We start from the raw sequence: 13815 nt of genomic DNA, 5'->3' as shown, positions 1-13815 counted from the left end.
GGTTAACACCGTATCTGTCAAAGCCCTTAATACACCCGGTGTAGATACCGCCGGCATTTATGATCTGCTCGGCTTATTCTATGAAAAGAACAAGCAATGGACCAAAGCTTTATCCTACTATCACAAAGCATTTATGGAAGTAACCGTAAATGAAGAAAGAGCTGATATTGAACAAAGCCTGAAACGTGTCCGTTCCAAAATGGAGCAAACACTGGCTTATACTTACCAGATTACGGAGTAGAAAGGTTAAAGCTGAAGGCTTAAAGCGTAAAGCTTGCTTAACAAGTAACAAAAAAAGCGATGGTAAAACTATCGCTTTTTTTGTTACTTTAGCCTTTAGCCTTTAGCCTTTAGCCTTTAGCCTTTAGCCTTTAGCCTTTAGCCTTTAGCCTTTAGCCTTTAGCCTTTTTTATAGGTTATCTTATAAATAGTTCCCTTACTGTCGTCGGTTACATATAGTGAGCCGTCGGGGCCCTGGGCAAGTCCACAGGGGCGGTGCTCGGCCCGCCCGGATGCTGCTTTTTCTGCGCTTCCAGCAAAGTCATCAGCAAATATTTCCCACTGGCCGCTTGCTTTACCATCTTTAAACGGCTGAAAAACCACAAAATAACCAGCCTGTGGTTCGGGCGCGCGGTTCCATGACCCATGGAAAGCAATGAAAGCGCCATTTTTATATTTCTCGGGGAATAGGCTGCCTGTGTAGAATAACAATCCATTGGGGGCAAGGTGCCCGGGGAATGCAGCTGCAGGATCAATTGCAGTTTCTCCGCCTTCTTTTTTGCCATCGCCGCCATATTCCGGCATTAATATTTTTTTATGTTGCTGCTGGTCGTAATACATATAAGGCCAGCCGGCGTTATCGCCTTTTTTAATGGCGTACATACATTCGGCAGGTAATTCAGCAGATTGTTTGGTGGTAAAATACTCAGGGAACAGGTCATGTAACTGATCGCGGCCATGCTGCATTACAAAAAGCTGGTTGTTTTGCTGGTTCCAGTCCATCCCAACCACATTGCGCAGGCCGGTTGCGTAGCGCACACCGTCGCCATAATGCTGGTTAAGTTTATCGGCCTTAAACTGCCAGATCCCCCCTGCCGAATCTAAAATAGGACAGCCCTTTTGGCCCGGCGAACCTTTTTTACGATCCTCTACCTGGCATGCGTTTGAGTAAGCGCCTATATTAACATACAGGTTGCCATCATTATCTAAAGTAATAGCTTTTGCCTCATGCTCGTTACGGCTTATTAAGCCCGTAACTATTTTTTCGGGTTGAGCGGGGTTAATCACCTCGTTTTTATCATTCAGTTTATAACGGAAAACTTCTACGTCGGATGATGCATACAGGTAGCCATTCTTTACATAAACACCGGTGCCGCTAAAATCGCCAAAGCTTGTTTTTACCGTAGCTTTATCACCATCCTGGTGTAAAAATAAAATGCCTTTGCCACTTTTTGCGCCCGTTAGTTTTACATAGATATCGCCTTGCGGAGTAACTGCTATCTCTCTGGTGCCGCCCAAATTATCGGCAATGGCAGCAGCGGAAAATCCGGCGGGTAATTTAAGTCCTGCATTGTTGGTAGTAGCTGTACCGGTAGAGTCGCCGCTTTTTTTATCAGCAGGTCCGCCGCTTTTACACGCGGTAAAAAATAACATACAGCTGGTAATTGCCACAGCAGGCAGCAATGCCGAAAATAAATTCCTGTTTTTCATGGTAAAGATTATTGGTTATCAAATTAAATAAATATACAGTGAATCCCGAAATCTGTTTTGTAGTAATTGTATGACACAGACGCATTTGTAGTTTTTTAAACAAGTAATTCACGAGACAGATCACCCGGTCGGAATTAAATTTCATTTTTAAACTCAACCGAAAAATTAAATACTGATATATAGCTGTTTAGACATAGATAGCAATAAGGGATTAAACCATTACAGGGTGTAGCCGTCCTAACTGTATAAAATTTAACAAAATGAAAAAGATAGCCATATTATCAGCAATAGCAATAAGCGGTTTAATGGCCGGTAAAGCCGACGCACAAGTATCTATACATGTAGGTTTTAATATCCCTGCCCGCCGCGTTTATGTTCCGGCTCCACGCCCCGTGGTAGTAGAGGAACAACCGGTTTATTATGACGATGCACAAGTAAATTATAACTACGATGGTGATGACTATTATTACCTGCCCGAAGTAGAAGCTTATTACAGCCCTGCAGCACACTGCTACTACTACAACGATGGTAACACCTGGGTAACCCGTGCTTACCTGCCCGGCGCATACCGTAACTATAACTGGCGTACCGCTGTAAGGTACGAAGTACGCGGCTATCGCCCATATTTACGCCATGATGTTTACAGGGGAAGATGGGGTGGTTATAATGGCGACCGCGGTAACTGGGGTCACCGTTTTGAAAGAAGATATAATGGAGGATATGCCCACCAAAACCGCGATAACCGTGGATGGGACAGAGGCAACAGGAATAATGACCGTGGCAATTGGGGAGGCGGGCCAAATGATGGGCGTGATCGTGGAAACTGGGGTGGCAGGCCAAACCAAGGCAACGGACATAATCAGGGCAACTGGGGCGGCCGGGACCACGGCAACCAAGGCAACGGGCATCAGGGAAACTGGGGCGGCAGGGATCACGGCAACCGTGGCGACGGACAACGTTTTGCCGATAACCGCGGAGGTTTTGGTGTACGCCACTAAGTAATAATTACCGGTAATTATGTAATAACTATTAATATCCCAATATATATAAATGAGAAGATCGCCTGTTATGGGCGATCTTTTTTTGTGTAAAAAAAATCAAAAATATTCCCTGTTTTAGTAAGTTTTCCCTCGGATTTATCCTAAAAAAATCTTATTTTGTATTCAATTATAAACCTCATTCCCGGAATGAAAAAGATCTTCACTTTTATATTATTCATAGCCCTTGCAGGTGATGTTTTTGCACAGGGTGCATTGCAGGCGGGGACGCCGGCAAGTGAAAAAATTTCTGCTGAAAGGCTGCAGCGGATTGACAACATGATTAAACAAAACATCGATTCGGGTTATGTAAACGGAGCGGTGGCGTTGATAGCCCGCAATGGTAAGGTAGTTTATAATAAATCATTCGGCGCTGCAGATCTGGAACAAAAAAAGCTGATGAACAATGATGCTATATTTCGCATTGCATCACAAACCAAAGCCATTACCAGTGTAGCAGTGATGATGCTTTTTGAAGAAGGCAAATTTTTACTGGATGATCCCATCTCCAGGTATATCCCGACGTTTGCCCATCCAAAGGTGATAGATACTTATAATTCAAAGGATACAACTTACACCACTATTCCGGCCAAAAGAGAAATAACCATCCGCGATCTGCTTACACATACATCAGGTATTGGATATGCCCAGATTGGTTCGCCCCGGGTAAACGCCATTTATGCCAAAGCGGGTATACAGGCTGGTTTTGTTACCGATAAGATATTACTGGCCAATTCTATTAACAAACTGGGAACTTTACCATTGGTGCACCAACCAGGCGAACGCTGGACCTATGGCTTAAACGTAGATGTGCTGGGTTACCTGGTAGAGCGAATATCGGGCAAAAGTTTAGACCAGTTTTTTAAAGAGCGGATTTTTGAGCCGCTGGGTATGAAGGATACTTATTTTTATATCCCGGCAGCAAAGCAAAGCAGGCTGGTAGCCGTTTATACGCCCAATAATCAGGGCCGCCTTATTAAATTGAATGACTCATTTTTTCCGGGATTAAATGTCAATTATCCAACCGTTAACGGTACTTATTATGCCGGAGGGGCGGGGTTAAGTTCAACTATTAAGGATTATGCAGTTTTTTTACAAATGTTGCTGAATGGGGGAGTTTACAATGGGCAGCGTTTACTGTCCCGTCATTCGGTTCAGCTCATGACCACCAACCAGATCGGCGATCTGTACCTCAATGCAGAAAAAGATAAGTTTGGGCTGGGTTTTGGCATTACTTCAGAAACAGGTTCAAAAAAGCTGGGCATAAGCGAAGGCTCTTTTGCCTGGGGTGGGTTTTATGGAACCCTTTACTGGGTGGACCCTAAAGAACACCTGGTATGCCTGCTGTTTTTACAGAACTGGCCGTTGCCTCATAATGCCATACAAGATAAGTTTCGGGTTATGGTGTACCAGGCTTTGGTTGATTAAGTTGGTAGACTGAGGAGCACCCTAAGACGCTTTCATGTATAAAACCTTGCAAATTCCACCTGCATAGTACCTGTCTCTTTTTTGTCGTTCCGTAAAAATACGGTTATAATTACGGTGAAAACACCTATTGTGGTTTATATGCTTTGAGGTATATTTATATCGATATAAGTAACTGATTTTAAGTTTATGATTAATGATTTAATAAGTCCGGTTGGATCTTTTAAAAAGGAAGATTCTGCAAGGTATAAAACTATGCAAGTTCGATCTGCCTGATACCTTAAGGGCTTCTTCCGAAAGGCTGCAAGAGGACAAAATCAAATCAAAAAAATACTTTTTAACCTAAACCTTATTTTTAATATTTATGAAAAACACTATCTCTCTGCAAGGAGATCAGCCGCAGCAATATCCCCCTCTCCAGAATCAAAAAGCCCAAAAACTATTTAACAAGGACATAAAAGTAGCGCAATGAAAGATGTAGTTTATTTTTTGGGTGCCGGTTTCAGTAAAAGCTTTGGATATCCACTTACCGGCGAGATTATGCCCGAGATATTATCAAAGCTTTTAAAACACGACCTGTTTGAATTAGGAGAAACCAAAACAGATGAAGAATGGGAGCAGGAAGAAAAACTTTTGCAATACCTGTACCTGATTTATCCCGGGTTAAAGAACTTCAAAAAAAATAATTTAAATCAAAACCAGGATATCCCCAATATAACCGAGGTTTTATCATTTGTTGATCATTGCTGCTTACACGGCATGCCGCCGCACCCAAAACTTAATGAAAGAAATCTCAGGGATTTTCAGGCTTTGTTGAAAAGGGCTGTTGATGAATTACTGATAGCTTATCATTTAACAGATTATTCAAAAAGCGAGGAAAAATTGCTTCCATTGTTTTTTGACCCCATAAAGCTGGAAAAGAAAAATGGCACGGTAAGTATAATTACTACTAATTATGATTTAATTATTGATGAGCAATTTATTAATGCAGCCGAAAATAACAGGATTGATTACGGCATTAATTATAGGAGCGTACATACTGATGAAATAGAGTTTCAGCAAAGCCGGCCGCTTTTTAAATATTTTAAGCTTCACGGCTCGCTTAACTGGGTAAAGTGCGATTATTGCGGGCAATACTATATAAATCCTTATGGAAGCATTTTGCACCAGGCACACTTAACCAAAAAAAAGATGGATAATACATGCGTTTGCAATAACTCACTTACCTTAAAAAGCGTCATGGTTACCCCTTCTTTTGTAAGGGATATCAGGGATTCAAACCTGTTACAGATCTGGAAATCGGCTATGGAAGCTATTCGCAATGCAGATAAACTCATTTTTATAGGTTATTCTTTACCATCAGAAGATCTTGCCATTAAATCTATAATTATGCGTGGCCTTAACGGCCGGCAAAAGAAAAATAAATTAGAGGTTGATGTGGTTTTAAAAGATGAAAAACCAAAATCAAGTTATGTTAACTTATTTGGCAACGCTATAAATTATTCATCATTAGGGTTGGAGGATTATCTATCTAAATCTCAAAAAGTGGGGAAGGCGGTTTAAACGAGCCTTTATAAGAGGCTGTCTAAAAATAAAAAACTGGTCGTCATTGAGGGTAACCACCAGGATAATCTTGGGAAAATGGGGATGACGTGTTTTTACTTATGCGAGTAATTGGCCCGTCACCCTGAGCCTGTCGAAGGGTCGCGCGCAGAGGCCTTCACCCGCTATGGTTCGACAAGCTCACCATGACAGCCGGTTTTTAAGGTGTAAAGGCCTGTCACCCTGAGCCTGTCGAAGGGTTGAGCGCAGAGGCCTTTGCCCGTTATGGTTCGACAGGCTCACCATGACAGCCCTTTTTTAAAACGTCATTTCTCGTTCAACGTTTCGCGAAATTTTACTACTCTACAACCTGTTTTCTTATAAAAGCCCCTTTAAAACATCCCAAACATTATTAGCTACTATTTTGGCGCCTTTTTCTGTAGGATGGATGCCGTCCGGCTGGTTCAGATCCGGGTGACCGCCCACGCCCTGTAACAGGAAGGGCACCAGCGTCATTTTGTTTTTTGCGGCAATTGCCGGGAATACGGCTTTAAATTTATTTACATAATCGGCACCCATATTAGGGGGCACCTGCATGCCCAGCATTACCAGTTTTGCTTCAGGGTATTTGGCCTTTACCTTATCTACGATGGATTGCAGGTTTTTGGTAGTTTCATTAGGTGGGATACCGCGTAAACCATCGTTTGCGCCCAATTCCAGTATAAAAACATCAACCTTTTGCTTTAATGTCCAATCTATCCGGCTGTTGCCACCGGCAGATGTTTCGCCGCTTACGCCGGCATTAATCACTTTGTAAGGCATTTTTAGCGAATCGATCTTTTTTGCGATCTCACCAGGGAAAGCATCCGAAGGATCATCCAAACCGTAACCGGCCGTAAGGCTATCACCAAAAAACAAAATAGTTTTTACTGCCGATGCATCGGCCCTGGTAGTGGCATCGGCCTGGCCCGAAGCAGGGGAAGCCGGTTTGTTTTTTTCGCCGCAGGCAGATAATACAACGCTTACAAAAAGCAGCAGGTATGTTAATTTTAGTTTGTGCATAATAATTAAGCGTTTGCCCTCAATATTTCTAACGGTGGTTTGTTCAATACACCACGACTATTTAACAAGCCGATTACAACGGTTAGTATAGCGATGACTAAAAATAATACAAAAGCCGGTATAAAGCTTACAGCATAAGGGATTTCGAAGCTGTATTTTGCAAGGAACCAGGTTCCGGCAACCGCTATCAGGATTCCCGTTAAGGCCGATAAGCTGCCTAAAAATAAATATTCCAAAGCCGTTATAGCAAAAATCTGTTTTCGGCTTGCGCCCAGGGTTCGCAGCAAAACGCTTTCCTGTATCCGCTGGTATTTGCTGATGCGTACCGAAGCTATCAAAACCACAATACCCGTAATAATACTGAACGCACTCATGAAACGGATAACATAGCTTATCTTACCTAATAATTCATCCAGGATACTTAATACCAGGCCCAGGTCGATAATAGAAATATTGGGGAACTGTTTTACGATTGCCTGCTGAAATTTAGCCGACACTTTATTAGATGGTACATGCGTAAGCAGTACCTGGAACTGCGGTGCATCTTCCAAAACTCCTGTAGGGAACACCACCTGGAAATTGGTTTGTACCTTGCCCCAGTTTACCTTACGGATGCTGGCTACATAGGCAGGCATCGATACGCCCTGCACGTTAAATGTCAGTTTATCGCCTACTTTGAGGTGCGCACGTTTCTGCAGGTTTTCTTCTACCGATACCGGTATATCCTTGCCAGCTTCGGCTTTACCTATCCAGGTGCCATCCAAAAGTTTCTCGGAAGTTGAAAGTGTATCGCGGAAGGTTACCCGGTACTCCCAGGTAAAAACACTATGAGGAATTTGGATGGTAGTATCCCGCATTACATCGGCCGCGGTTTTTCCGTTGATCTGTTCTAATCGTACGGTAACAATTGGCACCTGCTGCAATACCGGCAAACCTTGCTTGCGCGTTGAATCGGCAACGGCATTCTTTTGGCTTTTTTGGATATCAAACAATATCATATTGGATTGATTAGCGCTGTTTGATAAATTTACCTGGCCAATAAGAATACTCTGGATAAAAAACAGGGTGCAAATAAAAGCTGTGCTTAGTCCGATGGAAACCATCAGGATAAGCGTTTGGTTATTTGGCCGGTATAAATTGGCAAAGCCTTGTCGCCATAAATAGTTCCACCTGCTGTTGATAAGCAGTTTCATTACCCGCATAAGTAACCAGGCTACAGCAGCCAGTATCATAAAAGCTACCAGGATGCCAAGTGTGAAAAATAAACTCCCCAGCCAGCTATCTAATTGCAGGTAAGTAAAACCCACTACAAATCCTACAATCAACAGGTAAACCAACCAGCGCAATGGATCGCGCTTGCTGCCAGCGTCGTCAAAAGACATGCGCAAGGTATTCAATGGCGATATATTACGTACAGATATCAGCGGTAATAAGGCAAACAGGATAGAGATGATAACCCCTAACAAAATACCCTGCCAAATAGCCAGCCACGAAATTTCTACAGAAATGGTGAACGGCAAGAAATCTTTAAATACTATTGGCAGTAAATGCTGAATAGCCGTACCCAATGCCGCGCCCACTACCGAACCGATAAGCCCGATACCTGCTATCTGTACCAGGTAAATCAAAAACGCTTCGGATGCTTTAACGCCCAAACAGCGCATAATGGCAATGGAAGCAATTTTTTCGCGCACATAAATATGGATAGCACTGGCAACGCCAACACAACCCAACAGTAAGGCTATAAACCCAACCAGCGACAGGAATCTGCCTAAATCGCCAAAGGCGCGACCGGTATTTTCCTTGCGCATTTCAATGGTTTCATAGCCCATGCCGGCTTTGTCTACTATAGGGCCAAGCATTTTGGTAAGCTTCCCCATATCAACCTTATGGTTGTATTTATAATAAAAAATATAGTTAACCCGGCTGCCGGTTTTCATGAGCCCGGTTTGCTCCAGGTACTGCATAGGGATGTAAACCACCGGGGCAATCCCTGCCATGGCCCCGCTTTGCCCCGGTGCTTTATTCAGTGTGCCCTCAATCAGGAACATCTCTGTACCTACCCGTACCGAATCGCCAACATTTACGCCAAATTGCAGCATCAGGGTTTTATCAACCAGGGCGGCTTTTACTTTTTTGAAAGCCTTTCCGGCTGCCTCTGGTGTAGTTTCAATGACGCCATAGTAAGGGTAGTCGCCCTTTAAAGCCCTTATTTGTACCAACCTTGTGCCTTTGGTTTTTGGGAAGTAGGCCATGGATGCAAAGCTGCGTTCGGTTGATCTTTCGTCTCCCAAAGAATCAAGGATGTGTTTTAGTTTTGGATCAACAGGTTTATTGCCCGATACCGATAGATCGGCACCTATAAGCGTAGCAGCCTGCCCGTTTACATCGCTTTGCACATTATACCTGAACGAGTAGATGGCCACCAGCGCGGCTATGCCAAACACAATGGCTGATATAAAGAGAAATAACCTTGAACGGTTTTTCCTGCTATCGCGCCAGGCCATATTGAACAGCCAGCTTATGTTTACTTTTCTTTTATAATTAACCGGATCGATATCCATAGCTTACCCGTTAATTGTTTTTTCGTTAGATACCAGTTTGCCGCCCCGTATCCTGATGATGCGTTGTGTTCTGGCTGCAAGGTCGAGGTCGTGCGTTACCAAAACCAGCGTGGTGCCGGCCTCTTTATTCAGGTCGAAGATTAGTTTTACCACCTTTTCGCTGGTTTCAGCGTCCAGGTTACCGGTTGGTTCATCGGCAAAAAGGATCCTGGGCGAGTTGGAGAAGGCGCGTGCCAGCGATACCCTTTGCTGCTCGCCGCCCGATAACTGAGCAGGGTAGTGGTGACCACGGTCGGCCAGGCCAACTTTATCCAGCAGGTCCAGCGCCCTGGCTTTAATGTTTTTTTCGTTCCGGAGCTCTAAAGGCACCATCACATTTTCCAATGCGGTTAGTGTTGGCAACAATTGAAAATTCTGGAATATAAAACCCACATACTGGTTACGTACCTGCGCCCGCTGGTCCTCGGTTAAATTGCCCAGGTTAATGCCGTTTAGTTCTACAGAGCCGGCGCTTGAACGATCGAGCCCGGCACATAAGCCCAGCAGGGTAGTTTTGCCGCTGCCCGATGGGCCAACAATGGCGTTGGTTGAACCTTCGGTTATAGCGAAGTTGATATCATTAAGTACCGTAAGCATACGCCCGGCGCTGTGGTAAGTTTTACTGAGGTTTAAAATATTAAGAATAGTTTCCAAAGGATAATTTTTATGTTAGGATAATTTACAAACCAATTTGTTACTATATTGATTTGCATAAATATCCGGGAATTGAGCCATTTATAGCTGTAAACAGGTAAGTTTTTTAATTTAATGACATGGGTGTGTTTTTTTAAGATCTCAGATGGAATATCTAAAACTTAAGTCACGCAAAGACGCGAAGACGCAAAGCCTTGAAGATTGTTAACCATTCGTGTTATCCCCATATGCGTTCGGAAGATTGTAAAAAGATCGGCCCCGTGCGATTCCCTACCAACGGGAGGGTGCAGGGAGGGGTTTCTACACCAGACTTTTACGCTTGAATAGCAGCGGTCCCATCGCTCGCAAACCCCTTCCTCCTCCTTCCCCAAGGAAGGAATCGCACATGCCCCGCTTTTATAATCTTCCTTACAACTTGGCCTTTAAATTCACCTTAACGCCATTTTCCCATTCATCTTTTAAAATACTAAGCACAATGGAATCGCGCCTGCCGCCGTCTTCCAGCGGCATGTTGCTGCGTAAAATGCCTTCTACCTGGCAGCCTATGCTTTTCATGGCGGCTATGCTGCGTTCGTTACGTGCATCGGCCCTGAATTCAACGCGGACCATATTCAATTCTTCAAAAGCAAATTGCAGCAAAAGGAATTTACAGTGTTTATTTAAGCCCGATCCCCTGAACTTTTGGGCATACCATGTGTAACCCAGCTGCAGGCTATTTAAGCCTGGCTGGATATCGTAATAGCGCGTACTACCCGCATATTCGCCAGTAGTTTTATCAATAACAACAAAAGCATATTCACGGCCTTCTGCACGCGCTTTTAAGGCTGCCATTATATAGCGCGTCATACCTTCCTCATACTTTGCGCTTACGTTGGAGTATTTCCATGTATCTGGTTCGTTAACTGCAAAGGGCAGCAGGTATTCCAGGTCATCCGCTGTTAGCGGGCGCAGCAATACCCTTTCATCTTCTAAAATGTAGTTAGCTTCCGGATCAAAAAGTGAGGTCATTGATAGTATGATTTTTTTATAAAGCTACAAGAAAGTAAATAAACAATTATTATTGTGTTGATTGAACCCCGGGGAAATTGCTTTTAAAACTTTTCACCTATGATGTTCAATAAGTGGAGCTCCTCTGGAGCTCAAAAATATCAACTTGTCAGATTCTACAAAGCTTCTGCTCCTCTGGAGCGATGTAAATTCATTTTAAGACAAAGTAATGGGCAATCTTTTTGGGGATAAAGCCGAAAAGCGATTGCTCTGGATAGAATCCTGTTAATCCTGAAAAATCTCAAAATCCTGGTAAAATGTATTGGGCTTTCAATCGTCATAACAAATAAGGGAATAATTTAATACTGAGGAGTTCCTTTAATTTTTACTTTTACTGAAATAATACCAGTGTTGCCTGTATTTTAAATATTACAGGCAACAAATTATCAAACAAAATATGCAACCAGAAACCAAACCACAGCCAAATAGTAAACCTCCCGGTGTTTTTAGTCTGCTTAAGCCCTATATGGGCCTGGTATCGCTGCTGTTATTGTTCGCGTTATTGGCCAACGGTATCAATCTTTGGCTACCCAGAATAATTGCCAACGGTATTGATGCCTATACCCATAAGCAGTTTGTGCTGAATGATATTGTTAAAAAATTCACCATTGCCACACTGTTTATCTTTGTTTTTGGCTATCTGCAAACCATTATCCAAACTTATGCCTCGGAGCGTGTGGCAAGAGACCTGCGGCAAAGGCTTTCGGATAAAATCTCGCGCCAAAGCTATGCCTTTATTGAACAGGCCAATCCATCCAAGCTGTTAACCAACCTTACTGCCGATGTTGAATCTATAAAATTGTTTGTTTCGCAGGCACTGGTTTCTATCGTATCATCGCTGTTTATCATCATTGGCTGCAGCGTAATGCTGCTTGCCATTAACTGGAAACTGGCGCTGGCGGTTATTGCTATTATCCCCATTATTGGTGGCACATTTGCGTATGTTTTAAAAAAGGTAAGGGCGCTGTTCATAAAAAGCCGCGGCGTTATTGATCAGCTTAATAAGGTGATAAACGAGAGTATCCTGGGGGCAGCGCTTATCCGGGTTATTAACTCGCAGCAACTGGAATATAATAAGTTTTTGAGTGCCAATACCGAAGCTAAAGATTATGGTTTAAGAATATTAGGCTTTTTTGCAGGGTTAATACCCATAGTAACCTTTACAGCCAATTTGGCGGCCTTAACCATTTTGGTAATGGGCGGGCACTTTGTAATAGCCGGCAGTATGAGCCTGGGTAATTTTGCCGCCTTTAACAGTTATTTATCGCTGTTTATATTCCCGATATTTATTTTAGGCTTTATGAGCAACCTGATAGCACAGGCCACCGCATCGTTCACACGCATCAGCGTTGTGTTGGATGCACCGGATGTTGCCGAAGGCGGCTCCCTGAAAGAAACGCTTAAAGGAGATGTGGAGCTCAAAAATGTATCGGTACTTTACGGACAAAAGTTTGCGTTAAAAAGCATATCATTAAAAGTAGCGGCAGGTTCAAAAATTGCTATCATTGGCCCAACCTCGGCCGGCAAATCGCAATTACTTTATTTACTCACCGGGCTTATAAATGCCAGTGAGGGCGAAGTATTGTTTGATGGCAAAAGCATTGCTGTATACAATAGTGAATCATTCCATAGCCAGGTGGGTTTTGTTTTCCAGGATAGTATCATATTTAACATGAGCATCCGCGAGAATATTGCCTTTAGCGATACGGTAACCGATGAATCGTTACAGAAAGCTATTAATACCGCCGAGTTGGAAGACTTTATTGGCAGTTTGCCCGAACACCTAAACACCATAGTATCCGAACGTGGATCGAGTTTATCGGGCGGTCAAAAACAGCGGATCATGCTTGCCCGTGCACTGGCTGTAAATCCCAGGGTTTTATTGCTTGATGATTTTACAGCGCGGGTGGATGGCAATACTGAGAAGAAGATCCTGGCCAATATTCAAAAAAACTATCCAGGCTTAACGCTGATATCGGTAACACAGAAAATAGCCTCTGTTGAGCATTACGACCAGATCATCCTGCTTACAGAAGGCGAAATTGTAGCCCGCGGCGTGCATAAAGATCTGATGAAAACCAGTCCCGATTATGTGCAGATCTTCAACTCGCAACAAAGTACCAGCAATTACGAAACTGGCGTTGCTCATTAACTACCAAGTTACTACCTGAAAAATATTAAAATACAATGAACTACGATCTTAACCAGCTTAGTAAAACAGCGCAAAAAACATCAACCTTTGCCGGGCTTAAAAAGCTGATTCAACTCATATCGCACGAAAAGCGAACGCTTATTATAGCGGTTATTGCCATACTTATCAATTCGACGCTAAACCTGTTGGGGCCGCTTATTATTGGGCATACCCTTGATAGTTATGTGCTGCATAAAAATTTTAACGGTGTTATTCATAATGCTATTTTATTGTTGTGCATGTACACTGTCGCCCTGTTTACCAGTTACAAACAAACTACGCTGATGGGTGGGGTAGGGCAGCGGATGTTGTTTACGCTGCGTAACTCTATATTTAACAAACTACAGCAGTTGCCGGTTGGCTTTTTTAACCAGAACAAAGCGGGCGACCTGATATCGAGAGTAAATAATGATACCGATAAGCTGAATCAGTTTTTCTCGCAATCGCTGATGCAGTTTATCGGCAATATATCTACCATGATAGGTGCAGGTATATTTTTATTGCTGATACATCCCGAGCTTGGCGCAGCGGCTTTATCGCCGGT

11 protein-coding genes are annotated in these 13815 nt (G+C 43.2%); 6 read left to right on the top strand and 5 right to left on the bottom strand.

Features of this window, described 5'->3' with window-relative positions; translation table 11 throughout:
• A partial coding sequence (locus AC1DPZ_RS12960) for a hypothetical protein (protein ID WP_477403936.1) occupies nt 1-241 on the top strand: 241 nt, incomplete at its 5' end.
• Nucleotides 242-399: 158 nt separating this feature from the next.
• On the opposite strand, the gene AC1DPZ_RS12955 is transcribed toward AC1DPZ_RS12960, so the two are convergent.
• Nucleotides 400-1710 carry a PQQ-dependent sugar dehydrogenase gene (locus tag AC1DPZ_RS12955; protein ID WP_477403934.1) on the bottom strand — a complete coding sequence of 437 codons (1311 nt, stop codon included), beginning with the start codon at nt 1708-1710 and terminating at the stop codon, nt 400-402.
• A 260-nt stretch (nt 1711-1970) separates the two neighbouring features.
• Here AC1DPZ_RS12955 and AC1DPZ_RS12950 point away from each other — a divergent pair, with 260 nt between their 5' ends.
• The 3 genes from AC1DPZ_RS12950 to AC1DPZ_RS12940 all read left to right on the top strand — a co-directional run bounded on the left by AC1DPZ_RS12950 (nt 1971) and on the right by AC1DPZ_RS12940 (nt 5735).
• Nucleotides 1971-2708 carry a hypothetical protein gene (locus AC1DPZ_RS12950; protein ID WP_477403932.1) on the top strand — a complete coding sequence of 246 codons (738 nt, stop codon included), beginning with the start codon at nt 1971-1973 and terminating at the stop codon, nt 2706-2708.
• Between the two features lie 189 nt (nt 2709-2897).
• Nucleotides 2898-4175 (top strand): serine hydrolase domain-containing protein, encoded by a 1278-nt coding sequence (locus AC1DPZ_RS12945; RefSeq protein ID WP_477403930.1) that lies wholly within the window; start codon nt 2898-2900, stop codon nt 4173-4175.
• Nucleotides 4176-4640: 465 nt separating this feature from the next.
• Nucleotides 4641-5735: an SIR2 family protein gene (locus AC1DPZ_RS12940; RefSeq protein WP_477403928.1), complete on the top strand. Its 1095-nt coding sequence runs from the start codon at nt 4641-4643 to the stop codon at nt 5733-5735.
• A 357-nt stretch (nt 5736-6092) separates the two neighbouring features.
• On the opposite strand, the gene AC1DPZ_RS12935 is transcribed toward AC1DPZ_RS12940, so the two are convergent.
• The 4 genes from AC1DPZ_RS12935 to AC1DPZ_RS12920 form a co-directional block, all read right to left on the bottom strand.
• Nucleotides 6093-6776: an arylesterase gene (locus tag AC1DPZ_RS12935; protein WP_477403926.1), complete on the bottom strand. Its 684-nt coding sequence runs from the start codon at nt 6774-6776 to the stop codon at nt 6093-6095.
• 5 nt (nt 6777-6781) lie between these two features.
• A complete protein-coding gene (locus tag AC1DPZ_RS12930; RefSeq protein WP_477403924.1) occupies nt 6782-9340 on the bottom strand; it encodes an ABC transporter permease in 2559 nt (852 codons plus the stop codon).
• 3 nt (nt 9341-9343) lie between these two features.
• Nucleotides 9344-10033, bottom strand: coding sequence for an ABC transporter ATP-binding protein (locus AC1DPZ_RS12925; RefSeq protein ID WP_477403922.1), 690 nt, complete (start codon nt 10031-10033; stop codon nt 9344-9346).
• Between the two features lie 408 nt (nt 10034-10441).
• Nucleotides 10442-11041 carry a GNAT family N-acetyltransferase gene (locus AC1DPZ_RS12920; protein WP_477403920.1) on the bottom strand — a complete coding sequence of 200 codons (600 nt, stop codon included), beginning with the start codon at nt 11039-11041 and terminating at the stop codon, nt 10442-10444.
• A gap of 436 nt (nt 11042-11477) precedes the next feature.
• Between AC1DPZ_RS12920 and AC1DPZ_RS12915 the strand changes: the two genes are divergently transcribed.
• Both AC1DPZ_RS12915 and AC1DPZ_RS12910 read left to right on the top strand, forming a co-directional pair.
• A complete protein-coding gene (locus tag AC1DPZ_RS12915; RefSeq protein WP_477403918.1) occupies nt 11478-13232 on the top strand; it encodes an ABC transporter ATP-binding protein in 1755 nt (584 codons plus the stop codon).
• A 35-nt stretch (nt 13233-13267) separates the two neighbouring features.
• A partial coding sequence (locus AC1DPZ_RS12910) for an ABC transporter transmembrane domain-containing protein (protein ID WP_477403916.1) occupies nt 13268-13815 on the top strand: 548 nt, incomplete at its 3' end.

This window comes from Mucilaginibacter sp. P4_G9, from assembly GCF_056400985.1.
The sequence above is the reverse complement of the archived record's forward strand: the minus strand, read 5'-3'. Positions and strand labels throughout refer to the sequence as shown.

What these genes read in the sequence shown, in the direction of transcription:
- AC1DPZ_RS12915 (WP_477403918.1), top strand. Translation starts at nt 11,478, where the DNA reads ATGCAACCAGAAACCAAACCACAGCCAAATAGTAAACCTCCCGGTGTT.
- AC1DPZ_RS12955 (WP_477403934.1), bottom strand. Translation starts at nt 1,710, where the DNA reads ATGAAAAACAGGAATTTATTTTCGGCATTGCTGCCTGCTGTGGCAATT.
- AC1DPZ_RS12930 (WP_477403924.1), bottom strand. Translation starts at nt 9,340, where the DNA reads ATGGATATCGATCCGGTTAATTATAAAAGAAAAGTAAACATAAGCTGG.
- AC1DPZ_RS12940 (WP_477403928.1), top strand. Translation starts at nt 4,641, where the DNA reads ATGAAAGATGTAGTTTATTTTTTGGGTGCCGGTTTCAGTAAAAGCTTT.
- AC1DPZ_RS12950 (WP_477403932.1), top strand. Translation starts at nt 1,971, where the DNA reads ATGAAAAAGATAGCCATATTATCAGCAATAGCAATAAGCGGTTTAATG.
- AC1DPZ_RS12920 (WP_477403920.1), bottom strand. Translation starts at nt 11,041, where the DNA reads ATGACCTCACTTTTTGATCCGGAAGCTAACTACATTTTAGAAGATGAA.
- AC1DPZ_RS12935 (WP_477403926.1), bottom strand. Translation starts at nt 6,776, where the DNA reads ATGCACAAACTAAAATTAACATACCTGCTGCTTTTTGTAAGCGTTGTA.
- AC1DPZ_RS12945 (WP_477403930.1), top strand. Translation starts at nt 2,898, where the DNA reads ATGAAAAAGATCTTCACTTTTATATTATTCATAGCCCTTGCAGGTGAT.